This is a genomic window from Mesorhizobium sp. M0491 (genome assembly GCF_040321265.1).
Taxonomy (GTDB): domain Bacteria; phylum Pseudomonadota; class Alphaproteobacteria; order Rhizobiales; family Rhizobiaceae; genus Mesorhizobium.
Genome location: NZ_JAMYRE010000012.1, coordinates 55,544 through 80,073 on the forward strand (window position 1 = coordinate 55,544; position 24,530 = coordinate 80,073).

The 24,530-nt window shown below is 63.6% G+C and carries 21 protein-coding genes; 5 read left to right on the forward strand and 16 right to left on the reverse strand.

Annotation, left to right across the window (positions count from 1 at the left end):
* The first annotated feature begins 56 nt into the window (after window positions 1–56).
* From NKI69_RS17105 to fhuB, 3 genes are read left to right on the forward strand one after another with little or no spacing between them, the layout of a single operon-like run.
* Complete coding sequence (locus NKI69_RS17105; protein ID WP_023808773.1) at window positions 57–2,234, forward strand: TonB-dependent siderophore receptor; 2,178 nt, start codon at window positions 57–59, stop codon at window positions 2,232–2,234.
* Window positions 2,235–2,256: 22 nt separating this feature from the next.
* Window positions 2,257–3,132 (forward strand): ABC transporter substrate-binding protein, encoded by an 876-nt coding sequence (locus NKI69_RS17110; RefSeq protein ID WP_023808774.1) that lies wholly within the window; start codon window positions 2,257–2,259, stop codon window positions 3,130–3,132.
* Window positions 3,125–5,131, forward strand: coding sequence for a Fe(3+)-hydroxamate ABC transporter permease FhuB (gene fhuB / locus NKI69_RS17115; RefSeq protein WP_352722128.1), 2,007 nt, complete (start codon window positions 3,125–3,127; stop codon window positions 5,129–5,131). Before NKI69_RS17110 ends, fhuB begins: the two co-directional genes overlap by 8 nt.
* A 36-nt stretch (window positions 5,132–5,167) precedes the next feature.
* Here fhuB and cuyB read toward each other — a convergent pair whose 3' ends face one another.
* The 4 genes from cuyB to NKI69_RS17135 all read right to left on the reverse strand — a co-directional run bounded on the left by cuyB (window position 5,168) and on the right by NKI69_RS17135 (window position 9,043).
* A complete protein-coding gene (cuyB, locus tag NKI69_RS17120; RefSeq protein WP_023808776.1) occupies window positions 5,168–5,965 on the reverse strand; it encodes a cysteate racemase in 798 nt (265 codons plus the stop codon).
* Window positions 5,962–7,323 (reverse strand): dicarboxylate/amino acid:cation symporter, encoded by a 1,362-nt coding sequence (locus tag NKI69_RS17125; RefSeq protein WP_128302408.1) that lies wholly within the window; start codon window positions 7,321–7,323, stop codon window positions 5,962–5,964. Before NKI69_RS17125 ends, cuyB begins: the two co-directional genes overlap by 4 nt.
* 1 nt (window position 7,324) lies before the next feature.
* On the reverse strand, window positions 7,325–8,035 hold the full coding sequence (locus tag NKI69_RS17130; RefSeq protein ID WP_352722132.1) for a substrate-binding periplasmic protein: 711 nt from the start codon (window positions 8,033–8,035) through the stop codon (window positions 7,325–7,327).
* Window positions 8,036–8,350: 315 nt separating this feature from the next.
* Window positions 8,351–9,043: an SDR family NAD(P)-dependent oxidoreductase gene (locus tag NKI69_RS17135; protein WP_023808778.1), complete on the reverse strand. Its 693-nt coding sequence runs from the start codon at window positions 9,041–9,043 to the stop codon at window positions 8,351–8,353.
* A 371-nt stretch (window positions 9,044–9,414) separates the two neighbouring features.
* Between NKI69_RS17135 and NKI69_RS17140 the strand changes: the two genes are divergently transcribed.
* A complete protein-coding gene (locus tag NKI69_RS17140; protein WP_023808779.1) occupies window positions 9,415–10,530 on the forward strand; it encodes an anhydro-N-acetylmuramic acid kinase in 1,116 nt (371 codons plus the stop codon).
* Between the two features lie 58 nt (window positions 10,531–10,588).
* Here NKI69_RS17140 and NKI69_RS17145 read toward each other — a convergent pair whose 3' ends face one another.
* Genes NKI69_RS17145 through NKI69_RS17155 form a run of 3 tightly spaced genes read right to left on the reverse strand, consistent with a single transcriptional unit; the run spans window position 10,589 to window position 14,222 of the window.
* Window positions 10,589–11,017: a GNAT family N-acetyltransferase gene (locus NKI69_RS17145; RefSeq protein ID WP_023808780.1), complete on the reverse strand. Its 429-nt coding sequence runs from the start codon at window positions 11,015–11,017 to the stop codon at window positions 10,589–10,591.
* A complete protein-coding gene (locus NKI69_RS17150; RefSeq protein ID WP_023808781.1) occupies window positions 11,014–12,405 on the reverse strand; it encodes a sigma-54-dependent transcriptional regulator in 1,392 nt (463 codons plus the stop codon). Before NKI69_RS17150 ends, NKI69_RS17145 begins: the two co-directional genes overlap by 4 nt.
* Window positions 12,402–14,222: a sensor histidine kinase gene (locus NKI69_RS17155; protein ID WP_031212271.1), complete on the reverse strand. Its 1,821-nt coding sequence runs from the start codon at window positions 14,220–14,222 to the stop codon at window positions 12,402–12,404. Before NKI69_RS17155 ends, NKI69_RS17150 begins: the two co-directional genes overlap by 4 nt.
* Window positions 14,223–14,526: 304 nt before the next feature.
* On the opposite strand from NKI69_RS17155, the gene NKI69_RS17160 reads away from it, so the two are divergent.
* A complete protein-coding gene (locus NKI69_RS17160) occupies window positions 14,527–15,855 on the forward strand; it encodes a dicarboxylate/amino acid:cation symporter (protein WP_023808783.1) in 1,329 nt (442 codons plus the stop codon).
* Window positions 15,856–15,907: 52 nt separating this feature from the next.
* On the opposite strand, the gene NKI69_RS17165 is transcribed toward NKI69_RS17160, so the two are convergent.
* From NKI69_RS17165 to NKI69_RS17205, 9 genes are all read right to left on the reverse strand, one after another.
* Window positions 15,908–16,951, reverse strand: a complete 1,044-nt coding sequence (locus tag NKI69_RS17165; protein ID WP_128302404.1) for an ROK family protein — start codon at window positions 16,949–16,951, stop codon at window positions 15,908–15,910.
* On the reverse strand, window positions 16,948–17,670 hold the full coding sequence (locus tag NKI69_RS17170) for a ribulose-phosphate 3-epimerase (RefSeq protein WP_023808785.1): 723 nt from the start codon (window positions 17,668–17,670) through the stop codon (window positions 16,948–16,950). The genes NKI69_RS17165 and NKI69_RS17170 overlap by 4 nt, the downstream gene beginning before the upstream one ends.
* Window positions 17,667–18,500, reverse strand: coding sequence for an alpha/beta fold hydrolase (locus NKI69_RS17175; RefSeq protein WP_023808786.1), 834 nt, complete (start codon window positions 18,498–18,500; stop codon window positions 17,667–17,669). Before NKI69_RS17175 ends, NKI69_RS17170 begins: the two co-directional genes overlap by 4 nt.
* The gene (locus tag NKI69_RS17180; RefSeq protein WP_023808787.1) at window positions 18,500–19,318 is read right to left on the reverse strand and encodes a sugar phosphate isomerase/epimerase family protein; all 819 of its coding nucleotides are present in this window, start codon (window positions 19,316–19,318) and stop codon (window positions 18,500–18,502) included. Before NKI69_RS17180 ends, NKI69_RS17175 begins: the two co-directional genes overlap by 1 nt.
* Window positions 19,318–20,394 (reverse strand): Gfo/Idh/MocA family protein, encoded by a 1,077-nt coding sequence (locus tag NKI69_RS17185; RefSeq protein WP_023808788.1) that lies wholly within the window; start codon window positions 20,392–20,394, stop codon window positions 19,318–19,320. Before NKI69_RS17185 ends, NKI69_RS17180 begins: the two co-directional genes overlap by 1 nt.
* 11 nt (window positions 20,395–20,405) lie before the next feature.
* Entirely contained in the window at window positions 20,406–21,227 is an 822-nt protein-coding gene (locus NKI69_RS17190; RefSeq protein WP_023808789.1) for a sugar phosphate isomerase/epimerase family protein, read from the reverse strand.
* 63 nt (window positions 21,228–21,290) lie between these two features.
* On the reverse strand, window positions 21,291–22,133 hold the full coding sequence (locus NKI69_RS17195; RefSeq protein ID WP_023808790.1) for a carbohydrate ABC transporter permease: 843 nt from the start codon (window positions 22,131–22,133) through the stop codon (window positions 21,291–21,293).
* Window positions 22,134–22,138: 5 nt separating this feature from the next.
* Window positions 22,139–23,035 carry a carbohydrate ABC transporter permease gene (locus tag NKI69_RS17200; protein WP_023808791.1) on the reverse strand — a complete coding sequence of 299 codons (897 nt, stop codon included), beginning with the start codon at window positions 23,033–23,035 and terminating at the stop codon, window positions 22,139–22,141.
* 137 nt (window positions 23,036–23,172) lie between these two features.
* Entirely contained in the window at window positions 23,173–24,420 is a 1,248-nt protein-coding gene (locus tag NKI69_RS17205) for an ABC transporter substrate-binding protein (RefSeq protein ID WP_352440061.1), read from the reverse strand.
* Between the last annotated feature and the right edge of the window lie 110 nt (window positions 24,421–24,530).

The following is a 24,530-nucleotide window of genomic DNA, read 5'->3' on the forward strand; positions in this document are numbered from 1 at the left end:
AGATAAGTTGAGATAAATGATCAAGTATCTCAATATCGACAGGCGGGGACTTCCTGATGAGCAGAACTTACCGGATGAAGGCGCTTCTGGCGGCCAGCGTCGCCGCAGCCGCGATGATCCCGCCAATGGCCGCGTTGGCGCAGTCGGTGCAAACCAGCACCCAGCTTGAACCGGTGGTGGTCGAGGGCGAGGCCGGCGATGGCGCGACCGGACCGGTTAAAGGCGTCGTCGCCAAAAAAAGCAGGACCGGCTCCAAGACGGCGACCGACATCAAGGATATCCCACAATCCGTGTCGGTGGTCGGACGTCAAGAGATCGACGACCAGGGCGCACAGAAAGTCGACGAGGCCTTGCGCTACACGGCCGGGGTGTTCGCACAGCCCTTCGGCCCGGACAGCGACACCAACTGGCTGTTCATCCGCGGTTTCCAAGCCACGGCTGATGGCACCTACATGGATGGGCTGCAACTGTTCAGCTACGCCTTTGGCGGCTTCTACGTCGACAGCTTCGGCCTCGAGCGAGTCGAAGTGCTGAAAGGGCCGGCCTCCGTACTCTATGGCGGCAGCAATCCCGGCGGCCTCGTCAACTATGTCAGCAAGCGACCGGATGGCAGGCAGCGCTATATCGAGACCGGCGTCAACGATGCCGGCAATGTCTATCTGGGCTTCGACATCGGCGACGTCGACGGCAATGGTGTTGTCAGCTACCGGGTAACGGGCAAAGTCGCCGGCGGCGACACCTACAGCGATTTGCAGAATGGCTGGCGCGGCTTCATTTCGCCCAGCATCACCTGGCAGCCCGACGAGCAGACCAAGCTGACGGTACTGGCCAACTACAGCCACATCGACGAGAACCACAATGGCGGCAGCTTCCTGCCTTACATCGGCACTGTAACGGATCGGATTATCGGCGGCGTGAATTACGGTCGAATCGACCCAGATGCCAATTTTACCGAGCCGAGTGTCGATCTCTACAAGGGCGAGCAAGGTTCGATCGGCTACGAGTTCGAGCACACTTTCGACAATCAATGGACGGTGCGTTCCAACATGCGCCTCAGTGCGGCCTCGATTAATGAAGTCAACGTCTACGCCAACGGGTGGGCGAGCGCGACGCAGCTCAATCGCATCAATTTCGGTCACGATACCGACGCCACGACATTCCTGTCGGACCTGCAGATCGAGGGCAAGGTGGAGACAGGCGCTGTGGAACACACGCTGCTGGCCGGCATCGACTACAAATATTACAACATCGACCAGGTGCAATCGTCGGCGCTCTTCGGCACAACCCCTCCCATTGATGCTTTCGACCCAATCTACGGCGCGCCACTGACGCCACGAGTCAGCTACCTCAATCAGGACTTGACCCAGAAGCAGCTCGGCTTCTACGCGCAGGACCAGTTGCGCTTCGGCGACGGCTGGCTGGTGACGCTGAACGGCCGTTACGACCGTGGCTGGCTCGACGCCGACAATCGGCCGACATATTACTCGGCGAGTTCCAGCACGCAGAACCAGACTGTCGGCGACTTCTCCGGTCGCGCGGGCCTCGCCTATGAGTTTGCCAATGGCGTAACCCCCTATGCCAGCATTGCCACCTTCTTCAACCCGCTCATCGGCACCGACGCCAACGGTAATCTGTTCAAGCCGGAAGAGGGCGTGCAGTACGAAGTCGGCGTCAAATATGTGCCGACCTTTGTCGATGGCCTGTTCACCCTGTCGCTTTTTGACCTGACCCGTCAGAATGTACCGTCGAACGTTACTTTCTTCACGCAGTTGCAAACCGGCGAAGTGCGCTCACGCGGTATAGAACTGGAAGGCAAGGTCAACGTCACCGAGGATTTCCGGCTCACCGGCGCTTTCACCGCCTATGACATCGATATCACCAAGGACGCCAACCCGGCGCTGATTGGCAAGACGCCGTTCATCGTGCCAGAGGTGATGGCCTCCGCCTCAGTCGACTATACTTTTCGTGGCGGCTGGTACGACGGCATCTCGATCGGCGGCGGCCTGCGCTACGTCGGCTCCTCATGGGCAGACAACGCAAACAACAACAAGGTTCCAGCTGTCACGCTGGCCGACTTGAAGCTTGGCTACGACAAGGAGACCTGGGGTGTCGATCTGAACATCACCAATCTGTTCGACAAAACCTATGTCTCGAGTTGTCAGACCACCACTGTCGAAGCCTGTTCTTATGGCGAAGGCCGCTCATTCAAGCTGAAGGCGCATACGACTTGGTAGCCATGTGCCGAATCCGCCAGTGATGATCCATCTGCCCAACAGACGGCAGGTGCTTGCGCTGGCGGCCGCGGCATTGCTGCCACCGGTCGCCGCCAGGGCGGCGGCGATGCGCGTTGCCGCGATCGACTGGGGCATGCTGGAGACGTTGCTGGCGCTCGGCATCGAGCCGGTGGCGGCGACCGAACTGATCCAGTTCCGCAAGATCGCGGTCGAGCCGGCGGTTCCTCAATCGGCAACCGATCTCGGGCTGCGCGGCGCGCCCAATTACGAGCTGCTGCGCATCGTCGCGCCTGATCTCATCGTGATCTCCAATTTCTACGAATACCAGCGCCCGATGCTCGAACGCATCGCGCCGGTGTTTGCGCAAACGGTCTACGAGGCCGGCGTGCCACCTTATGCGCTCGCCGAGGCGGCGACACTGGCCCTGGGCGAAAAGCTGGGACGGCAGACCGAGGCGAAGCGCTACGTCGATGAGACGGCGGTCGAGATCACGCAGCTTGGCGCCACCTTGCCCCCCTCCCCCGCGCGGGTCTTCGTCATCAGTCTCGGCGATAGCAGGCATTTTCGAGCCTTTGGCCGCGATTCCATATTCGGCGATGTGCTGACGCGTCTCGGCCTGGTCAATGCATGGACCGACGAGACGAGCTACAGCGCGGCGGCACCCGTCGGACTGGAGGCGCTAGCGCGCGTGCCCGAGGCGTCGATCCTGATCGTTTCGCCACTGCCGGCAGATGTCGGGCGTTCGCTTCCTACAAATGCCTTGTGGAACGCGCTACCCGCTGTCCGCCAGGGGCGTGTTGCTGTGCTGGATCCGGTCAACCATTTCGGTTGCCTGCCATCGGCACGCCGCTTCGCGCGTCTGGCGACGGCCGCCCTTGCCGGGCAGAGCCATGGCTGAGCGCACCATAAGCGATCGCACCGCGACGAGTGCCGCGCTGTCGCCAATCGCCCTGTGGAGCTTCCTGGCGGCGCTGGCCGCCCTCCTCTTCGCATGGCGCGTCGGCATGCAATGGCCGGCCGCACCGCCGGGCGACGGCATTGATCTCGACAGCGTCATCCTGGTCTACAGCACGCTGCCGCGCGCCGCCGTGGCGGTGCTGGCCGGCGCGGTGCTCGGCCTGTCCGGCCTGCTGTTGCAGCATGTGCTGCGCAACCCGCTGGCCGAACCGTCGACGCTCGGTATTTCGGCCGGCGCGCAACTGGCCATGACGATCGCCTCGCTTTACGCACCGCTGCTGATGGAGCGGTCGCAGGGCCTGGTCGCCTTCGCCGGTGGCATCGCCGCGGTGCTGCTGGTGCTGGCATTGACCTGGCGGCGCGGGCTGGAACCGGTCTCCATCGTGCTCGCCGGGATGATGGTGGCGCTGACCGCCAGTTCCGTCAGCGCAGCACTGATCCTCGCCAATGGCGAGTACCTGTTTTCGCTGTTCATCTGGGGCGGCGGATCGCTGGTCCAGCAGGACTGGGAGCCGACCATCGCGCTGACGATCAGGCTGGCGGCCGGTGTGGTTGCCGCATTGATGCTGCTGCGGCCGCTGACCATTCTTGGTCTCGACGATGCCTCGGCACGCGGCCTGGGCGTCGCCCGTCACTCAAGCCGCTTTCTCATCATCGCGCTTGCCGTGTGGATGGCGACGTCGGTCGCGGCAGAGGTTGGCGTCATCGGGTTCGTCGGTCTTGCAGCGCCGGCGCTGGCCACGCTTTCGGGCGCCCGCACACTGCGCCAAAAACTGATCGCCGCGCCGCTGATCGGCGCCGTGCTGCTGTGGCTGACGGACGGGCTGGTACAGCTGGCCGCCGGTTCCGGTGGCGAACGCATTCCGACCGGTGCCGGCACCGCCCTGCTCGGCGGTCCGCTGCTGCTGTGGCTGTTGCCGCGGCTGCGCCTTTTCGAGTGGCCGCATCTCGGTTCGAATGGTACCGCACCGCGCAAGGCCAGCCGGCCCTGGCTCATCATCCTGCTTCTGCTTGCGCTGGCGCTTGTCGCTGCCATCGTGGCGCTTGTCGTCGGGCGTGGCCCGGACGGCTGGTCTATTGCTGGGGGAGACCTGTTAACCGATCTCGCCGCGTGGCGTGCGCCGCGGATCGGCGTGGCGGCCGCCGCCGGCGCCATGCTCGCGGCCGCCGGCGTCGTCATCCAGCGGGTCACCGGCAACCCACTGGCACCCCCCGAAGTGCTGGGAGTCGGCACCGGCGCCGGGGCCGGCCTGACAGCCGTGCTGATGGTCAGCGCCACGGCCAGTCTCGGCTGGCAGCTCGCCGGCTCAGCCCTGGGCTCACTGGCGGCCTTGATTGCCATGCTGGCCCTTGCCGCACAAGCAAAGTTCGGTGCCGAGCGGCTGCTGCTTGCCGGTATCGCCATGAGCGCGCTGTGCAGCGCTGCGATCACCGCAACGATCGCGATGGGCCACGCGCAGTCCTACATTCTGTTGCGCTGGCTGAGCGGCTCGACCGGCCAGGCGTCGGCGCTCGATGCAGGGCTAGCACTCGCCTGTCTGTTGCCGCTGACGTTGCCGCTGTTCCTTGCCGCCCGCTGGCTGGATATCCTGCCGCTCGGGTCCGACAGCGCACGCGGGCTGGGCGTGCCGGTTGCCGGCGGACGGCTGATGCTGATCATCGTTGCCGCGCTGCTGACTGCGCTGGCCGCCATGGTCGTCGGGCCATTGAGCTTCGTCGGCCTGATCGCGCCACACCTTGCCCGTCTGGTGGGCTTTTCCCACGCCCGCGTCCATCTCGCCGGAGCGATGCTTCTGGGCGCCCTGCTGATGATCGTCTCGGACTGGCTGTCGCGCATGGCGGCCTTTCCCTACGAACTGCCCGCCGGCCTGTTCGCTTCGCTGCTTGGCGGGCCGTACCTCGTCTACCTGCTTGCCAAGGGCGTGCCGCGCCAAGGCTGACGGGTTCCGAAATGCTATGAGGTTCTATCCATAGGGCTAGACCAGTGCGGCCAAGCTGGCGCGCATCGATCGGTCATGTTCCGGCAGCCGCGATACGGTCGGCAGGCCGCGGGCTTCCTGGGCACCGAAGCCCAATCGTGTCAGACAGGCTCGCGCCAAGGCCGCATTGCTGTCGATGACGACCAATCCATTGATATCGTTGAGGCTGGCGGCCACCACCGACAGTTCGGTGCAGCCGAGCAGGGCTGCATCGGCGCCGGCCGCTTGCGCGATGTCGAGCGCGCGCTCGGTTTCAACCGCCGCATCCGCGATCGAACCCGCCTTGACGAGGCTGATCGCGCTGTCGACGCAGGCCTGAAACTCGGTGTTCGCGGGAAGGCAGAGCTCAAATCCCGCTGCCGACATCCTGTCCTGGTAGAAGCCGGAGACCAGCGTGCCTTGGGTGGCGAGAACAGCAACCCGGCCCTGATCCAGGCTGCGACGCGTCTCCGTCACCACAGCATCTCCGATATGGATGATTTCCGCGCGCGAATTCGCCGCCAGTTGGCCGTACCAATGGTGGGCGGTGTTGCACGGCATCGCGATGCGGGCGACGCCGAGCGCATTGAGCGTCGCGACCGCGGCTTTCAAAGGCGCCAGCGGCCCGTCATGGCCGGCAAGGATCGCTTCGGTCCTGTCGGGCAGCTGCGGGACACTGAGGATCACGGCAGGCACATGTTCGTTGTCTCTGAGCGCCTGGGTCATCCGGGTCAGCTTGAAGTAGAAATCAGCCGAAGCAAGCGGCCCAAGACCGCCGATAATGCCGAGCTGGGGACGGATGCTGTCGTCGATCATCTGGCAGGCTCGGCTTCGAGCTGTTCCGAGACGGTTTCAGGCTGTGCCGCCTCCCTGTGGCTGGGAGCGATCATTGCCGTGCTCGCCGCGACGGTGCAGACGCTGGCCAGCGTCATGAACGTGTCGACGGCTGCATCCACCGCGACGAACAGGACGAACGCCGCCTCGAAGGGAAGCTTCAGGTAGCCGCAGACGATGGACATCTGCGACAGGATGAGCAGGCTGCCCATGCCGCCGGTGGTGAGCGCGAGAAGCGCTGAGATGATACCGACGAGCACGAGGTCCGGGACTGCAAGCTGGTGGCCGTAGAGCTGAGCGATGAACAGCGCACCCGAGGTATAGAGCAGTGCCGGGCCTGTCCGCAGCAGTGCCGCCTGTAACGGCACGAGCAGTTCGACGACCACCAGGCTGAACCGCAGGCGCTCGCCCAACAGGTTGATGACCCATGGGAGCGAGGCGACCGAGGAGCGTGTGGTGATGGCCACCATGAGAAGCGGCTGGCAGGTCTTGATCGTCGTCCAGTAGCTGCGTCGCGACCGGATCGCGATAATGGCAAATGCCCCGGCAACGAATGTAAGGCAGGAAAGACCCATCACCAGCAGGTAACCGCCCATCAGCATGAGCGGCTTGGTTCCGGTCGACGCTGTCTGGTCCGCGATCAGGATGAAGGTTGCAAAGGGCAACCCCCAGATGAACCAGTTGGTGAGCACCGTGCAGGCCCGGTAGACCGCGTTGAGCGCCTGGGTCAGGCTCATGGACGAGGGCTGGGGAATCTTCCCCATCGCGAGCCCGAAAAGCAGGCAGAACAGCAGGACCTGAATGGTCTGGCCCGAGGCCAGGGCATTGAAGACGTTGTTCGGCACCAGGTCGAGCAGGATCGAGTGCCCGCCATTGGGATCCCCATTGGAGGCTGGCGGCTGGAACGGGAAGGCGAGATCGGTGGATACGCTGCCTTGCGAATTGATGAACTCGCCAAGCTCGATGCGCGACTGGGGATTCTCGATCTGGCCCGGCTGCAGGATCAGCGACAAGGTGCCACTCACCAGCACGCTCAGGAACGACACGACCAGCACGGCCATACCCACCTTGCCGAGGTAGCGGACCGATTTCGGGTCCTGGACCATCGCCGTGATGGAGAAGATGACCGACGAGACCAAATAGGGCAGGACGACCATCTTGAGGAAATTCAGGTAGAGCTGTGCGACAGGGCTGATCGCATGGGCAAAATCTGGATAGTAGAGGCCGCACAGGATCCCTGCAGCAATCATCGCGATCGTCGTCACGGGTGATCGCAGTATGCGCCTGGCCATCAGGCGCCAATCGAAAGGCAGGGGTCCGGCTAACTCGGAGATTGCCATGTCAGGCTTTGCTCCCCTGGCGATAGCGGGCGATGATCTCGTCCGTGCTGAGAACCTGCTGACCCCGCGCGAGATCGAGATACAGATCGACAAAGGCTGCGAGATGCGGATTGTCCGGCCGCACGCCGACTGCGATCGTATCGACCTTGTCGGTCAGCGTGATGGAGCGCGCTACGACCGTCATCGACGGATCGTCGACCATCAGCTTCTTGATCTCGAAATCATCGCGATAGGCCATGTCGATCGTCCCGTTTCGGATCGCATCGATGATCAGATCCCAGCTTGCCAAGCGGTGGATTTGCGCATGCGGGAAAGTCGTGGCCGCATAAGTGGCGAATGAAGAGCCCTCGATCACGCCAAGATCGCCTGAGAAATCACGGACGATCCCTTCGGGCGGCTTGCCTTGCGCGATACGCGCCAGGTTGAGGCGGTTGGCGATCAGCCCTTGCCGCAGCATGGCGTAGGGGCGCGAATAGATGATCGACCGGCCGCGCTGAAGCGTCCGGCTGAGCTTGCCAATCGCCAGGTCGGCCTGTCCGGAACTGACCTGTTTCACAATATCGTCGAACGTTGCGGCGGATCGGTCGAACACCGGCTCGACGCCAAGCGCCGCGGCGATGCCGTGGGCCAGTTCCATGTCTATACCATCGTCCCCCGATCCGTCGGCCGGGAAGAACGGATTGGAAGCGAAGGCCGGCATTGCGATGCGCAATGCATCGCCGCTCGCGATAGGTTGAGGGGCGCTCTCCGCCTGCTGTCCCAGAGTGCTGGCTGCCCGGGCTTGTGAAATCAGCAACCCGCCGCTCCCGGCCGCAAGCAGTGTACGACGTGTAACCGACATGCGCGTTCTCAATTAACCCGGGAAAGCTGCAACATGCACAACCGGCGTTAAACAAACGTATATATTACCCTATGTCTTTTTATGTATTGGATAAGCAGCTTAGCGCCACAAAATATCAGCATTGCCTAATATGCAAGGAACGGCGGAAGGATCGCATTACTTCCCGCCCGCCGGTCAGCTGGATTGTCAAAACGTCTCGACCCAGGGCCGCAACTCAAGCTCCGAGCTCCAGGCGCTGCGATGCTGGCGATGGGTTGTGAGATAGGCCTCGGCGATGGCATCCGGCGACAGGCGGCGGTCCGGCCGGTCGGGATCGGCTGCCTGTCCGGGCGGCTCGATCTGGCCGTCGATGATGAAGTGGGCGACATGGATGTTCTTCGGGGCGAGTTCGCGGGCCATGGACTGCGCCAGGCCGCGCAGGCCGAATTTCGGCATGGCAAAGCCGCCCGAGCCGGGAAAGCCCTTCACACTGGCGGTGGCGCCGGTGAACAGGATCGAACCGGATCCCCGGACAAGCAGCCGGCGCGCCGCCTGCTGGCCGACCAGGAAGCCGCCATAGGCGCCGACCAGCAATGCCTGTTTGACCGCTTCCGCATCGAGCTCGGCGATCGGGCCGCGTGTGCGTGCGCTGGCGTTGAACACCACGAGCGCCAGCGGGCCGGCCTTGTCGGCGGTGTCGAACAGCCTGGCGACGGACGCAGCGTCGGCGACATCCGTCTCAACGGCCAGCGCACCGGTCTCATCGACCAGAGCGCCCAGCTTCTCGACGTTGCGGGCGGCCAGAACCACGCGAAAGCCTTCCCGGGTGAGAAGGCGCGCAAGCGAGGCGCTCACACCAGCGCCCGCGCCTGCAATGACGGCCACATCGGATGATGTCATGATTTTCTCTCCCTTGCGGATTTCGGCGGAAGCGTTTGCCAGATCGAGCAAGGTCGCGCCTTCGCGCATGATAGGCAAGAGGTGGCATTGCCGCTGTGTTGAGCCCAAACGACCGCAGAACCGGCGTTGCGCAGTCCAGTGTCGCCCGTGGCGCTACGAGGATAGGTCCGCCTCGGCACCGCGACCCCCGCCTCGACAGGGGCAAGGCTTGGACCTTGCTCACCAACCGGATCCATCCGACACGTCATTTCGACAGTGGAATCGTTTTGCTTCGTCAAGCGGTCGGCGGCCTCATTAATGGGGACTGGAGCATGGCCCCGAAAAGTGGGAAACCGTTTTCGGAAAAGATCATGTTCGATAAGGAAACGATTATGGAACCAATCTGGGCCGTCGGCCTGATGACCGGCACGGTGCTGGACGGCAACATCGACGTCGCGCTGATCAAGACCGATGGCGAGCAGATCGAGGATTTCGGCACCTATCGGCTGATGCCCTATCCCCCATCTATCCGCTCCCTGCTGGAAGAGACGCTGACGGAGGCGCGGGCGTGGAACTTTGTCGGGCCGGAGCCGGCGATCTTCCGCACCGCGGAGGAAGCCCTGACGCGTGCCCAGTCGGCAGCCGTCAAGGAATTGGTCGAAGGCTATGGCATGACGATGGCCGATATCGGCGTCGTCGGTTTTCACGGCCAGACCGTTCTGCATCGCGCGCCGCAGGTTGGACGGCTGGGCCAGACAAGGCAGCTCGGCGATGGCGAGCTGATGCATGCCATCTTGGGCACCAAGGTCGCATACGATTTCCGCTCGGCCGACATACGCGCCGGCGGGCAAGGCGCGCCGCTGGCCGCGGTCTATCACACCGCGCTGATGCGCAGCGCCGGCGCCAATGGCGAGGTCGCCGTACTCAATCTCGGCGGCGTCGCCAACATCACCTGGTGGGATGGCGCCGACAATGTCGTCGCCTTCGACACCGGACCCGCCAACGCGCCGCTGAACGATTTCATCAAGTCGAAGGGGCTCGGCGAGATGGACCGCGACGGCGCGCTTGGCCGTGCAGGTAAGGTGGACGAGGCCCGGCTGGCCAAGCTGTTGCAGCACCCTTATCTGAGCAAAGCCTACCCGAAATCGCTGGACCGTTTCGACTTCGGTGCCGCGATGGCGGACGGCCTGGATGCCGAGGATGGTGCCGCCTTGCTCACCGCCTTCACCGCCGGCGCCGTCGGCAAGGCACTCGACCTCTTACCAAGCCGGCCTAAAAAGCTGGTGGTCAGCGGCGGTGGTCGCCATAACCCGACCATGATGGCAATGCTGGCCAGCCGCGCCGGCGTCGAGGTGGTGCTGGCGGAAAGCCTCGGTTGGAGCGGCGATGCGGTCGAGGCGGAGTGTTTTGCCTTCCTCGCGGTTCGCGTGTTGCGCGGCTTGCCGATCAGTTTCCCGAGCACCACCGGCGCGCCGCAGCCGATGCGTGGCGGAAAACTCGCCGGCTAGACTCTTGCTTTGACGCAATTCCGGACGCAAAACCGCTTCACACTTTTCCTGGAATTGCTCAACCGCCAACCAGTTCCTTCTGCAGGAAGATGCGGCTGCGGCCGACAGGGAAATCGGCCAGCGAGCCGAAGGGCCGATAGCCCTGGCGCTGATAGACCTTGGCGGCGTTCGGATTGAAGGTATCGATCCAGGCATTGTTGCAGCCGCGCGCCACCGCTTCCTGTTCGGCCGCGTCCAGCATTGTGCCGGCCATGTGCTGGCCGCGCAGCCGCTCATCGACCCAGAGCCATTGCACATAGAGCCAGCCCCAGGCCGTGTAACCGGAAATGCCGGCGACGACCGCGCCATCCTCGTCGCGCACAAACACCACAAGCGCCTTCCTTTCGGATGCGCCGACATCGCCGTCGTTGAACGCCGTCAACCTTTCGCCGAGAAAGGCGAGTTCTTCCGGCGAGGGATTTGCCGTCGTTTCAATGGTCGTATTCATCGCTTTTCCGAGATGGGTTGCGTATCGGTATCGCCGCCATTGCGAAATTCGGATGCGGCAATGCCGTGGCGCTTGAGCTTGTCGTAAAAGGTCTTGCGCGGCACGCCGAGGGCGTCGATGGCGCCGCGCACGTCGCCGCCATGGTCGCGCAGCGCGTCACGGATGAGCTGCGCTTCGTATTGGCCGACCCGTTCGGGCAATGCTGCCGCAGGCTCCGGCGCGTGCGCGGAGACCGTCCTCACCTCATCGTCCGGACCGAGACCGAGCGCGACGCGATCGGCGAAATGGGCGAGCTCGCGGACATTGCCCGGCCAGTCATGCGACTGGAGATGATCGCTGACGGCTGCATTCATCTTGGCGACCGGCCGGCCGAACCGTTCCGCCGCCTTGCCGAGAAAATGCCCGAACAGCATCGGGACGTCGCCGCGCCGTTCGCGCAGCGGCGGGATGCGCAGCGTCACCACGTTGAGGCGAAAATACAGATCCTCGCGAAAATCGCCGCGCTGGTCCGGCCGGCCGAGATCGACCTTGGTCGCCGCAACGACCCTCAGATCGATGCGCCTGATATCGTTCGAGCCAAGCGGGGTGAGGCTGCGCGTTTCGAGCACCCGCAGCAGCTTGACCTGGAGCGCCGGGGGCATGGATTCGATCTCGTCGAGAAACAGCGTACCGCCGCTGGAATGCTCGATGCTGCCGATCCGCCGCCGCTGCGCGCCGGTGAACGCGCCCGCCTCATGGCCAAACAACTCGCTCTCGATGACCGTCTCCGGTAGGGCGCCGCAGTTCAGTGCCACGAAGGGTTTTGAGCGCCGCCGCCCCCACCTGTGCAGCAGGTCAGCCACCACTTCCTTGCCGGTTCCCGTTTCTCCCTCGACCAGCACGTCGACATCCATGTCGGCGATCTGGCGCAAGGTCTCGCGCAGCCGCTTGATGGCAGGAGCCTCGCCGATCAGCGGCAGGCCGTCAGTGGCGAGCGCCGCGGCTTCGCGCAGCCGCCGGTTCTCCATCACCAGTCGTCGCTTCTCCGATGCCCGTTTCAGCGCCTCGACAAGGCGGTCGCCGGCAAAGGGTTTCGGGATGAAATCGTAGACACCATCCTTGAGCGCGGCCACTGCGAGATCGACGTCGCCATGGCCGGTGACCAGGATCACGGGTATGTCCGGGTCGATCGCCTTGATGCGATCGAACAGCTGCAGCCCGTTCATGCCCGGCATGCGGATGTCGCTGACCACCACGCCTTCAAAGGTCCTGTCGACAACGGCAAGCGCTGCCTCGGCGGCGTCGCGCGCGACCACAGTGAAGCCGGCAAGCTCGAGCAATTGCGTTGTGGCGTGAAGGAGGTCCGCATCGTCGTCGACGAGCGCCACCAACCCTGATCCCTCAATCATTCAATTCGCCTCAAGTCGACGGTAAAAGATGCGCCGGTGCCATTGCTGGGATCGAGCCGCAGCGTGCCGCCCAATTCCTGGGCAATCTCCTGCGAGATCACCAGCCCGAGACCAAGCCCCTTCTCCTTGGTGGTCTGGAACGGCATAAACAGATTGCCGGCTGCTTCCGGGCCGAGACCTGGGCCATTGTCGCGCACCGAAATCAGCACCCTGTCGTCGTGCTCGGCGAGTTGGATCTCGATGCGGGGATCAGACTGGTCCTTCATCGCGTCGAGCGCATTCTGCAAAAGGTTGACGAGTATCTGCTCCAGCCGGATGCGGCTGGCCAGGACCACCGGCGAGGCATTGCCGCGCGGCTTGACGATGGTCACGCCGGAATCACGGATGCGGCCCGACAGCAGCGACAGCGCGCCATCAATTGCCTCGCGCACCGGCAGCGGCGAAGCGGCAACCCCGGGTCGACGGGCGAAAGTGCGCAAGGTGCCGGTGATCGCGCCGATGCGCTCGGTCATCGAGACGATCGACGTCAGATTGCCGCTGGCCGGTTCGGTTTTGCCGGTTTCGAGAAAGCGGCCCGCATTCTCGGCATAGGTGCGGATAGCGGCGACCGGCTGGTTGATCTCGTGCGCCACGCCGGCGGCGATTTGGCCGAGGATGGAAAGCCGGTTGGCCTGGGCGAGGTCGTCGCGCAGCCGGCGCACCTTGGCTTCGGCATTCTCGCGCTCGGCGATTTCACCGGCAAGTGCGGTGTTGGAGCGGGTCAGCTCGGCCGTTCGCGTGCTGACTCGGCTCTCCAGCTCGGCATTCATACGCGCCAGCGCCTCCTGCCTCAGCCTGCGCGTTCGCCGGCGCCGGGTCAGCACGTAGGCAAGCAAGCCCATCAGCAGAAGCCCAAGCAGCGTGGTCAGGCGCGCCGTGTTGGCGGCCGATGAAAGAGCAGCGTCGGCGGGAGTGAGCAGCCAGAGACGCCAGCCAGGAACAGCACCAGGCAAATCCTGCACCACCTCGACGAACTGGCGCGGTTTTCCCGCGTTGTCGATCGTCGCCAGGCCGTCACCCGCGCCGCGCCGGATCGGCAGCGGCTCGAAGCCTGCATCGGCCAACTGGAGCTGCTCGTGGGCTGCGGCGGTGTCCTCGGCCGACAGTGGTGCCAGCGCACGGAACCGCCAGTCGGGCTGGCTGGTAGCCAGCACCACGCCGCGTTCATCAGTGATGAACACAAGGAAACCGCTGGAACGCCAATTGGCTTCGACGCCGTCGAGTTCGACCTTCAGCACCGCAACGCCAAGCGGCTTGCCGCCATCGTCGACGCGGCTGGCAAGGTACAGCCCCGGTCTGCCGCTGATTGTGCCGAGGCCATATTGGCTGGCAGCACCCTTGCTCATCGCTTCCTGGAAATAGTGCCGAAAATTGTAATCGATGCCGACAAAGCTCGCCGGTTCGTCGGCATTGCTGGCTGATATGGCGATGCCTGCCGTATCGATGATGTAGATGGCGGATGCCGAGGCATCGCCGGCAATCGACTTGAGCTTGTCGTTGAGGGCCTTTTCTTTCATTTTTCCGGCCCGGCGCAGAGCGCCGCGCACCGCATCGTCTCTGGCCAACACCAGTGGAACCAGGCGCTGCTTTTCGATTTCGCCGGTCAGGGTTCCCGCCGCCAGCGGCAGTGCGGCGAGTGCCGTCTCGCGCAGATTATCGGCCGCCTGGCCGGAGGCGATGCGCCCGGCAATGGCGATCGCGCCGGCCAGAAAGGCAAGAGCGACGACCACGGCAACCCAGCGGCCATCGCGCAGCCGCGCCACCGCCTCGCGCAGCAATTCACGGCCGGCAAATCCAGGGAATCCGCTATCGGTGCCTGCTTGCGGCGTCTGCCCTCTCCCCTTTGCTCGCGGCTTTCGGCCAGTGTAATGCGAAAACCCGCCCAGGCAAACACTGCCTGTGCGGAAATCCGCACAGGCTTTGCCCGCATGACGTCAGACAAAGGCGGAAATCCCGTGGTTCCGGCCTTTCCGCGAACTGGCACAACGCTTGCAAAACTCCCTGGCAGCGGCGTGCGACCGGAGCGCCGCGATGGGAGAAGTCACGCAGGGCGCTCCGCCCCATCCGGCCAGGGAGAGTTCGATGCACATCGCAGACCAATCAGGCGCGCTTGCCGCGCAGCGCAAGCCTTTCTATGCCCAACTCTACGTGCAAGTGCTCGTCGCGATCACCGTCGGCATCCTGCTCGGCCATTTCTATCCGTCGGTCGGCGAGAGCATGAAGCCGCTCGGCGACGCCTTCATCAAGCTGGTCAAGATGATCATCGCCCCGGTCATTTTCCTGACCGTGACGACGGGCATTGCCGGCATGAGCGACCTGCAGAAGGTCGGACGTGTCGCCGGCAAGGCGATGCTCTATTTTCTCACCTTTTCGACGCTGGCTCTGATCATCGGCCTTGTCGTCGCCAATGTCGTGCAGCCGGGCGCCGGCTTCAACATCGACCCGGCGACGCTCGACGCCTCGACCATCAGCACTTACGCCGCCAAGGCGCACGACCAGTCGGTCACCGGCTTCCTGATGAACATCATCCCGTCGACCATCGTCGGCGCCTTCGCCGATGGCGACATCCTGCAGGTGCTGTTCTTCTCGGTGCTGTTCGGCATCGCGCTGGCGTTGGTCGGCGACAAGGGCACGCCCGTGCTCAATTTCCTGCAGGCGCTGACGACACCGATCTTCAAGCTGGTCAGCGTGCTGATGAAGGCCGCCCCCATCGGTGCCTTCGGCGCCATGGCCTTCACCATCGGCAAATACGGCATCGGCGCGGTCATCAACCTCGCCATGCTGGTCGGCACCTTCTACGTGACGTCGTTCCTGTTCGTGTTCGTCGTGCTTGGCGCGGTCTGCCGCTACAACGGGTTCTCCATCCTGTCGCTGATCCGCTACATCAAGGAAGAGCTGCTTTTGGTGCTGGGCACCTCCTCGTCGGAGGCCGCCCTGCCCTCGCTGATGGAAAAGATGGAGAAGGCCGGCGCCAAGCGCTCGGTCGTCGGCCTGGTCATCCCAACCGGCTATTCCTTCAACCTTGATGGCACCAACATCTACATGACCTTGGCGGCGCTGTTCATCGCACAGGCGACCAACATCCACCTGTCGATGGGTGACCAGATCCTGCTGCTGCTGGTGGCCATGCTTTCCTCCAAGGGTGCCGCCGGCATCACCGGGGCCGGCTTCATCACCCTTGCGGCGACGCTTTCGGTGGTTCCGGCGGTGCCGGTCGCTGGCATGGCGCTGATCCTCGGCGTCGACCGCTTCATGTCTGAATGCCGGGCGTTGACCAACTTCGTCGGCAATGCTGTCGCCACGCTGGTGGTGGCGCGCTGGGAAGGCGAACTCGACGAGGCCAAGCTGGCGAGGGCGCTGGCGGGCACGGCCGACGATAGCCTGCCGGCGGACGTTGTTCCCGCCGAGTAATGACGCGCGGTCAATGCGTAAAAGGCCGGAGGCGTGCTGCCTCTGGCCTTTGTCATGCAGGTCGCAACGTCAGACCGTGCCGGTCTTGCTCAGCGGTGTCCGGAAACGTGCTTGGGCCAACAGGCATGCGGGCTGCCAAAGTGCCGCCGTCGTCGAACAGCACAAGGCTGGCGGCGCCGACGAGCCCGGCATGGCGGCCGAGCTGGGCCTGAACGACCGGCACGTCGCGATAGGCGCGCATGGCCCGTTGCCTGATGGTCGCCTCGATGGTCGGCAGCATCAGGTCGAGCCCATTGGCGATGCCGCCGCCAACGACCAGCACATCGGGCGAATAGAGATGCAGGAGATTGGTGAAGCCAACACCCAGCCAGCGCGCTTCCTCCTCCAGCAAGGCCGAGGCAAGAGCGTCCTGCAGCCGTGCCGCCTCGACGACATGGCGGCCGGTTACCTCCGCGTCCGCTGACAAGCGTCGCAAGGTAGAGCCGTCTCCGGCTGCCGTGGCGGCGCTGGCGCGGCGGCCAAGTGCCGTTCCCGAGGCGATGGCCTCGAAGCAGCCAACGACACCGCATACGCAGCGCTCGCCTTCATTGGTGATGGTCATGTGACCGATCTCGGCGGCAAGGCCACGGCGGCCATGCAGGATGCGGCCGTCGACGACGACACCACCGCCAATGCCGGTGGAAACCGTGACGAAGACCAGCGAGCCCGCACCATGGCCGGCACCGAAACGCCATTCGCCGAGCGCCGCGGCATTGGCGTCGTTCTCCAGCCGCACCGGCAGGCCGAGCCGCCGCTCGAGGATGTCGGCAAGCGGCACGTCCAGCCAGCCGGCGAGTGTCGGCGGGCCGACGGCGATGCCGGCCAGCGGATCGAGCGGTCCCGGCGCACCGACGCCGACGCCGACGATCGAGAGTGCCGGCGCCTCGGCGTGGACTGTCGCCGCCAACGCCTCGATCTGGCCGATCACCACATCGGGACCGGCCTGCGCCTGCGTCGGCACCGCCGCGAATGCCAGGATCTTGCCGTCGCGGTCGACCAGGGCGACACGAAGCTCCGTCCCGCCAAGATCGATCGCAAGGGCGGCTTCTGATGTCATGCCGCGACCTTCAAGCCGTGCAGCCAGCCGATGCGGCCGGCGAGGTCCTTGTCACCGAAGGCGAGCGAACCGAGAACCACGGTTTCAGCCCCGGCGGCACGCAGCGACGGCACGGTCTCGTGGCGGATGCCGCCATCGGCCGCCAGAACCACCTGTGCCTCACGGCCGGCCTTTCTCAGGATGGCGCGGGCAGCGCCCAGCCTGTCGCAGGCCTTGTCCGACAGGCTCTGTCCCTTGACGCCGATTGCGGTTCCAAGAAGCGTCACGAAGGCGACTTCCGGGGCAAAGGCCGTCACCGCTTCCACAGGCGTCTCCAGCCTGAGTACGACGCCGGCCTCGGCGCCGAGCTCCCGCGCCAGCCGCACGGCGCGCAATCCGGCCTCGCCATTCTCGGCATGGACGCTGATCATGTCGGCGCCGGCCTCGATGAACTGGCGCGTCTGCGCCTCGACGATTGCTTCATCGACCATCAGATGGACGTGGATGGGTTTCGCCGTCAGCCCGGCGATGCGGGCGACAAGATCGGGAAAGAACAGGAAGGACGGGGCGAAGTGGCCGTCCGCCACATCGATATGATGAAGATCGACATAGGGCTCGATGCGCTTCAAGTCGTTTTCGAAATTGGCGAGGTTGGCCGACCACAGCGAGAATTCGGCGATCATCCGGTCGCGCGGCAATGCGGCGATGGCGGCCGGGCCTGAGAGAGGTTTCGAGATCATGACTGGTCCTGGTTGTTGAAACGATCTTTGAGGAAGCTGCCGATGGCGGCGCGGATCTCGGCGAAATGGCGCTCCTTGTCGGTGGCCTTCGGCGTCACCTCGGCAAAGGTCGCATTGGGGATGGCGTCGGCGAGGCTGCGGGCGGCGGCCAGCGGATGGACGAGATCGATGCCGCTGCCGATGACGAGCGTAGGGAACGCAAGGCTAGCGGCCGCTGCCCGCGTCACGCCAGGTCCATCCTCTGCGATCGGCTGCATCACCTCGGCGAAGACGGGTGCGTTTTCGCGCGCGAAGAAGCCGAGCAGGGAAGCAAGATTGTCCGGCGCTTCGGTGCGAAAGCGGGCGGCCGTCGCGGACGCCGCGAAGATATCTCGCGCCTCCGATAAAGGACGGCTGAGGATGAGCTCCGCCACTTCCACGTAAGGGCGCATGTTTTGCGGTGCCGCGTCGAAAGCCCAGGCAGGGCGAACAAGCACCAAACCCAGGACGCGGTCCGGGTGGCGGGCGGCAAGCTGCAAGGCAATGGCCGCACCCATCGAAATGCCGCCGGCGACGAAACGGTCGAGGCCGGCCGCATCTGCGGCGGCCAGCACATCGTCGGCGAACATCGCGATCGAAAACGGGCGCTTGCTACCGGCGCCGGAACCGCCCTGCGCGCGGCATTCGACGGTCAGCCGGCGGTATGACGGGCTGTCGGGATAGTTCTGCGCGACCTGCGCTGCGTCACCGCCGAGGCCATGCTGGAAGACGACGGGAAGTCTGCCCTGCCCCGTGTCGAAGACACGAAGCGCTGCATCGTCGCGGAGCAGGATCGTCGGGGCGGCGCCCATCAGAGGAGCCTTCGTAGAAAGGCGGCGACATCGGGGGCTTCGTCGGCGGACAGCCCGTGGGTGACGAGCGATCCCTCGAAGCCGACTGCCTTCAGCCGCGCGCCGAAATCCGGGAAATCGACGATGCCTTGCCCTGATGGGGCAAAGCGGCCGTCACTATAGCGGTCCTTGGCGTGCGCCATGGCGATGTGGCCGGCGGCCTCGTCGATCGCGGCGGCAACGATGGCGCGCGCCTCGCCGGGCGTGGCGTGTTCGAACAGGTTTGCCGGATCGAGCACGATCTTCAGATGCTTCGATCCCATCTCGGCGATCAGCCGGGTCGCATCCCTGGCCGAGGTGACGATGTTGGCCTGCTCAGGCTCGATGCCGAGATCGACATTGGCACCTTCGGCCAACGCCAGCGCCTTCGCCATCTCGGCGGCCATGTCGGACCAGGCGGCCGGATCGGCATTGTCGGGATGATAGGCCCACTGATCGGCGGCGTTGCGCGAGCCGGTGCAGAGCGTGAGCAGCGGGATGTCGAGGGCAGCAGCAGCCTCGATGACGACGGCGAGACGCCGAAGGCCATCGTCGCGCACGGCTTTGTCGGGATGCGCCATGTTGTAGGTGCCCGAAAGTGCTGCAAGTGAGACACCGCTCGATTGCGCTGCGGTGCGGATGGAGGCGATGGCGTCCGCCGGCACAGCATCCGGCATCGACGGCAGGCCGGCACAGGCCAGATTGAGCTGCGTCGTCTCGTATCCCGACTGCTTCACCGCAGCCAGCACGGCGGCCGGGTCGGTGCCGGCAAAGGTCTTGGCGAAAATGCCGAGACGCATCACACCGCCCCCGAAACCGAGGCGAGTTCGACTCGCTCGCCTGATACCACCGAACGCGCGATGGCGACCATGGCGCGGATCGAGCCGATGCCGTCCTCGACATTGGCGCCGCGCATCGGCGCGCCGTTCAGCACCGTGTCGGCAAGACCTTCCAGCTGGCGGCGGAAGAAATGGCCATCGGCGCCGAGCGGCCGGCGCGATGTCGCGTCCTTCTCATGAAAAATGTCGACCTCGCTGGCGCGGAAATACCAAGGGTTGAATGTCCTGGCGATAACGGAGCCGTTCTCGCCATAGAGCTGAAAACCTTCGTGCCAGTCCATGCGCACGGCAACCGTCAGGTCGAGATGGCCGAGCGCGCCGCTGGCGAACTCGGTCTCGACGAACCAGCAATAGGCGCCGAAACGCTCGTTGAGGCGCGCGCGGACCGCAAGGATTTCGCCACACAGGAAACGCGCCGTGTCGACGAGATGCGAGCCATGCGCCAGCATGAAATATTGCCTGAGATCAGCCTTGGGATTTCCCGCTGGCTTCCTGGCTAGCCTGCTGGTGACGGGCAGCGGCTGCACGGCATCGGTGTTGGTGTAGCGATGGGTGGAATCGCAGTACCAGGCCTTCAGCGCCAGCACTTCGCCGATCTCGTCTCGAACGAAGTCGCGCGCCGCCTCCAGTGCCGGATCGAAGCGCTTCATGTGCCCGACCTGCAGGATCTTGCCCGAGCGCCTGACCGCTTCGGCCAGCGCCTCGCCTTCCTCAACCGAGGTGCCGATCGGCTTTTCACAGAGAACATGCTTGCCGGCGTTGAGCGCCCTGATCGACATCGGCACGTGATAGGCGTCCGATGTGGCGACGATCACCGCTTCCAGCTCAGGATCGGCGAGCATTGCCTCATAGTCGGAATACATCTTCTGCGGCTCGTAGGTCGCGCCCATGCGCGCAAGCAGATCGGGTGCCGCGTCGCAGATGGCGTAGAGGTCGGCATTGCCGGCCTTGGCGCAGGATTCCAGATGCGCGAACTGCGCGATGGGGCCGCAGCCGAGCACGCCGACCCTGAGGCGTCTGTCCTGTTTCTTGATCATCGTCTCGTTCTTCAGGCGCCGTAGGAGCGCATCGTCTGGCGGTTGGTCTTGACCGCGCCGGCGGGATCGGCGGCGGCCGTTTCGGATTCTTCCTCCAGCACCAGCCAGCCATTGAAGCGCGGTGCGGTGCCGGCGATCTCGATGACCGCAGGCGTGTCGCAGACGCCCTTGCCAAGCATGGCCCAGGTACCGTTGGCATCGACGTCCTTGAGGTGGATGTAGCGGATGCGGTCGCGGTGGGTGCGCAGCGTGTCGGCCATGTCCTTGTGGCCGCGCAGGATATGGCCGGTATCCGGCACCCAACCGACCAGATCGGGATCGAGCAAGGCAAAGATCGTGTCGTAGTCGGCCCGGTCGAACAGCAGCGTGTTGTGGTGCGAGCTTGGATGCACCGCGACCTGGACGCCGGTCTTGCGGCCAAGCTCGCCAGCCTCGTTGTAGACCTCTGCGGCGATGGCGAATTTGTCGTCGCGCGGACCGTCGGAGACCACCGTCGCAGAGCCCATCGACACGAGCGCGCCAGGGAAGGCGGCGGCGAAGTCGATCCAGCGTTTGGCGGTCTCGAGATCGGCGCCGATCTCCTCCTTCAGCGTAAAACCACTGTTCGAGCCAAAGGCGAAGGAAACCAGCGTCAGCCCCGACGCCTTCAGCGCGGCGGCGAACTCCTCCGGCTTGTCGCCATAATGTCCGATCATGGTGTCGGTGATCTCGATGCCGGCATAGCCACCGTCAGAGATCGCCTTCAGCAGATCGTCGGGGCCGCCGGTGAACCGGTCTCCCAGCATTTCCCAGGTGAAGGTCTGGCAGCCGACTTTGAGGTCTTTCACGTTCATCCTTTCATTCCTTGGTATCGCCTATTGCTTGATGCCACCCTGCGTCGCCGTCGGATGGACGTCCTACTTGACCGAGCCCGCGGTCATGCCGGCGAGGAAGTACCTCTGGGCAACGAGGTAGATGAGCAAGAGCGGTAGCGAGCCGAGCACACTCATTGCCATCATCTGGTTCCATTCGAAGGCGTGCTGCCCCATCAACAGCTGGATGCCGATCGGGACGGTGCGCATGGACGTTGACTTCGTCAGTGTCAGCGCAAAGAGAAATTCGTTCCAGCACAACAGGAAGGTGTAGACTGACGTCGCCACGATGCCAGGCAGTGAAATCGGGACTATCACCCGCCAAAGCGCTGTCCAACTGGTGCCGCCATCGACGGCTACAGCTTCATCGAGATCGCGGGGCAAGGTGTTCAGATACCCCGTCATTAGCAGGATCGCGTAGGGCAGCGTAAACACCAGATAAGTCAGGATCAGTGCGACATAGGTGTCGAAGATGCCGTATGAGACGACGAGCCCGAAGAAGGGGATCAAAAGTGTGATCGGCGGAATCGTCTGCGTGCTGATGATGATTGTGTTGAGGCTGCCCTTGCCGCGGAAGTTGAAGCGGCTGAACCCGTAGGCCGCCAGCAGGGCGATCAGCACCGTCAGCACAGTCACCGCTCCCGCCACGAAATAGCTGTTGAAGAAGAAGCGCAGCTTTACCGGGTCGCCAAGGATGGCTGCATACGCTTCCAGCGTAAACGCCTTTGGCAGGATGGTTGGTGGCAGGGCAAAGATTTCGGTATTCGATTTGAACGAGCTGCTCAGCATCCAGTAGATCGGAAATGCCGCGAAAAAGAGCCCCGCTGCAAGCGCTACATGGAGCGCGACGGTGATCAGCCTGTCTTTCGGCGTATGCCTTTTCCTCATGATGACTACCGAGCCTTTTGATAGCGAATATAGAACAGCGTCAGGCCGAGAGAGATCAACAAGATGACCACAGCGCTCGCCGAAGCCTGCGACAGGTTGTAGCTCGAAAACGCCAGCTTGTACGTGTAGGTGCTGAGGACCTCGGTCGAGTAGATCGGGCCACCGCCCGTCGTTATCCAGATTAATGGGAAGACCTGCATGGTCCAGATGAAGTCAAGCAGCGAGATGCTGATGATGATCGGCATCAGCTGCGGAATGGTGATGAAGATCAGCTTCTGGTAGGCTTTCGCCCCGTCGATATCGGCGGCCTCGTAGAAATCCTTGGGAATGCCCTGCAAACCCGCGAGCAGGCTGACCATGAAGAGCGGATAGCCCGCCCAGATATTGGCGAAGGTGACGGCGTGCAGCGCGGTCTCAGGCGAGGAAAACCATTCGACCTTGGAACCGATGATGCCGATTTGCATGAGTATGCTGTTCACGACACCGTTCGGCTCAAGCAGCAGGCGCCAGATCACGGCGATAATCACCGCGGTGAACAGCCAGGGCAATATGTAGAGCACGCGCAGAATATTGCGCAGCGTCGGATTGATGCGGTCGCTGTTCAGCATGAGCGCGAAGGCCATGCCAATGGTCATGTGGAAAATGACACTCATGCATGTGAAGTAGAGCGTGTGCCACAGCGAAGCCCAGAACACGGGGTCGTCGAAGATCGCCTGGTAGTGTTTCAGTCCGGCAAAGGATGGGTCACGACGCAGCACCGCGCTGTTCTGGAACGAGTAGCCAATCACCGTCACCATCGGCAGCAGCATCAGAAGCCCGATTATGAGCAGCGAGGGCGACAGATAGAGGTAGGGTGCGACCGCTCGTTTAAGCTTATGGTGGGAGCGCTTTTGCCGGGTCATGTGCCAACCTTGGGATACGCCTTCAAGAGAAGGTAAGCTTCAAAAACAGGTCCACTCAAATTGCCGATCCGTTGTTGCCGGGTGGCCTGCCCGAAGTCAGGCCACCCGGTCAAAGATAGCAAACGGGAACAGGCCGATCAGAATTTCGCCATCCAGCCCTTCTGAGCGGCGGCTGCGGCTTGTTCCGGAGATTGCTCGCCGGCGAGCATCTTTTGAGCTTGCACGTCGAACTGGGTCATCAGGTCTTCTGCCACCGGCAGGCCCGTGAACTCATTGGCGAGATAACCGGTCTTGAAGATTTCAAAAGCCTTGCCGAAAGCCTTGTCCGAGGTCACGAAATCGGGCTGGGCGTTGACGTTGCCCGGGAAGGCGTTTGCAAGCGATACGAGCTTGGCGTTCACCTTTTCACTCATCACATATTGGACGAGTTTCCAGGCCTCTTCCTGATGTTTCGAGGCAGCAGAGATGCCGATGCCCCAGGAGGCATAGGGAAGGCCGCGCTTGCCGGTATAGTTTTCCACGACCGGGACCGGGATGAGGTCGAAGTTCAGCTTGGGATTGCGCTTACGGATGAGGTTCACATGCGCGAGCGAGTCGATCATCATCCCGACGCGGTTGTTGACGAACTCCTCGACCTTTTCCTGCTCGGTCTTGGTGGCGATGCCGGGCGAGATGGTTCCGGCGTCGTTGAGAGATTTGACGAAGGTGAGCATATCCACCACCGGTTTGCCCTCAAGGTCCGGCTTGCCGTCCGCCATCATCGACTGACCCGAAGCCCAAACCCACGACATCATGTCGTTCTGGACGCCGGATGGCGTTTGCAGCGAGAGGGGCAGCACCCAGCCATACTGGTTCTTGTCGGCGATCGTCATCTTCTTGGCGGCTTCGAGAAACTCCGCACGGGTCGACGGCAGCTTGGTCACGCCTGCCTGGGCGGCGAGGTCCAAATTCACGAAGACCGGATAGACGAAAGAAGCCACGGGAAACATCACCGCCTTGCCGTCCACCTTGACGATGTCCGCGACCTGGCTCTTGTCGAAACCGCTCGCATCCATCATCGGATTCATGTCGGCGAGTGCGCTCTGCGCATTCAGATTGTTCACCCAGGCACCGTCGAGACCGACGACGTCGCTGAGCGTTCCGGTTGCAGCACCAACCGAGATCTGGTCGCGCGTGGTCGCGTAGGGGCCGCTGACCAGCGTCACTTTGATTCCTGGATTTGCGGCCTCGAAGTCATCCATGATTGCCCTGAGCGAGCCAGCCGGCAATTCGGGCTCCCACCATTGGGTGAATTCCAGCGTCGTATCCGCCATGGCGCCGGTTGCGCCAAGCAACCATGCGGCTGCGGCTATTTTCAGCATCGCGGGTTTTATACGAAACGTCATCTTCTCCTCCTTCTTTATATTCGACCGCACAATGCGGCCGATCGTCTGGTTATTCACAAGTCTTCTTATGCAGGTGCCTCACCCTCACCCGCGGGTCTTATCGCTGATAT

Excerpts from the sequence above, each read along its gene's own strand:
- NKI69_RS17105 (WP_023808773.1), top strand. The coding sequence starts at position 57 with ATGAGCAGAACTTACCGGATGAAGGCGCTTCTGGCGGCCAGCGTCGCC.
- NKI69_RS17135 (WP_023808778.1), bottom strand. The coding sequence starts at position 9,043 with ATGACATCATCCGATGTGGCCGTCATTGCAGGCGCGGGCGCTGGTGTG.
- NKI69_RS17175 (WP_023808786.1), bottom strand. The coding sequence starts at position 18,500 with ATGGGCGCCGCCCCGACGATCCTGCTCCGCGACGATGCAGCGCTTCGT.
- NKI69_RS17205 (WP_352440061.1), bottom strand. The coding sequence starts at position 24,420 with ATGACGTTTCGTATAAAACCCGCGATGCTGAAAATAGCCGCAGCCGCA.
- NKI69_RS17150 (WP_023808781.1), bottom strand. The coding sequence starts at position 12,405 with ATGATTGAGGGATCAGGGTTGGTGGCGCTCGTCGACGACGATGCGGAC.
- NKI69_RS17140 (WP_023808779.1), top strand. The coding sequence starts at position 9,415 with ATGGAACCAATCTGGGCCGTCGGCCTGATGACCGGCACGGTGCTGGAC.
- NKI69_RS17110 (WP_023808774.1), top strand. The coding sequence starts at position 2,257 with ATGATCCATCTGCCCAACAGACGGCAGGTGCTTGCGCTGGCGGCCGCG.
- NKI69_RS17145 (WP_023808780.1), bottom strand. The coding sequence starts at position 11,017 with ATGAATACGACCATTGAAACGACGGCAAATCCCTCGCCGGAAGAACTC.
- NKI69_RS17195 (WP_023808790.1), bottom strand. The coding sequence starts at position 22,133 with ATGAGGAAAAGGCATACGCCGAAAGACAGGCTGATCACCGTCGCGCTC.
- fhuB (WP_352722128.1), top strand. The coding sequence starts at position 3,125 with ATGGCTGAGCGCACCATAAGCGATCGCACCGCGACGAGTGCCGCGCTG.
- NKI69_RS17190 (WP_023808789.1), bottom strand. The coding sequence starts at position 21,227 with ATGAACGTGAAAGACCTCAAAGTCGGCTGCCAGACCTTCACCTGGGAA.
- NKI69_RS17200 (WP_023808791.1), bottom strand. The coding sequence starts at position 23,035 with ATGACCCGGCAAAAGCGCTCCCACCATAAGCTTAAACGAGCGGTCGCA.
- NKI69_RS17185 (WP_023808788.1), bottom strand. The coding sequence starts at position 20,394 with ATGATCAAGAAACAGGACAGACGCCTCAGGGTCGGCGTGCTCGGCTGC.
- cuyB (WP_023808776.1), bottom strand. The coding sequence starts at position 5,965 with ATGATCGACGACAGCATCCGTCCCCAGCTCGGCATTATCGGCGGTCTT.
- NKI69_RS17125 (WP_128302408.1), bottom strand. The coding sequence starts at position 7,323 with ATGGCAATCTCCGAGTTAGCCGGACCCCTGCCTTTCGATTGGCGCCTG.
- NKI69_RS17180 (WP_023808787.1), bottom strand. The coding sequence starts at position 19,318 with ATGCGTCTCGGCATTTTCGCCAAGACCTTTGCCGGCACCGACCCGGCC.
- NKI69_RS17160 (WP_023808783.1), top strand. The coding sequence starts at position 14,527 with ATGCACATCGCAGACCAATCAGGCGCGCTTGCCGCGCAGCGCAAGCCT.
- NKI69_RS17165 (WP_128302404.1), bottom strand. The coding sequence starts at position 16,951 with ATGACATCAGAAGCCGCCCTTGCGATCGATCTTGGCGGGACGGAGCTT.
- NKI69_RS17170 (WP_023808785.1), bottom strand. The coding sequence starts at position 17,670 with ATGATCTCGAAACCTCTCTCAGGCCCGGCCGCCATCGCCGCATTGCCG.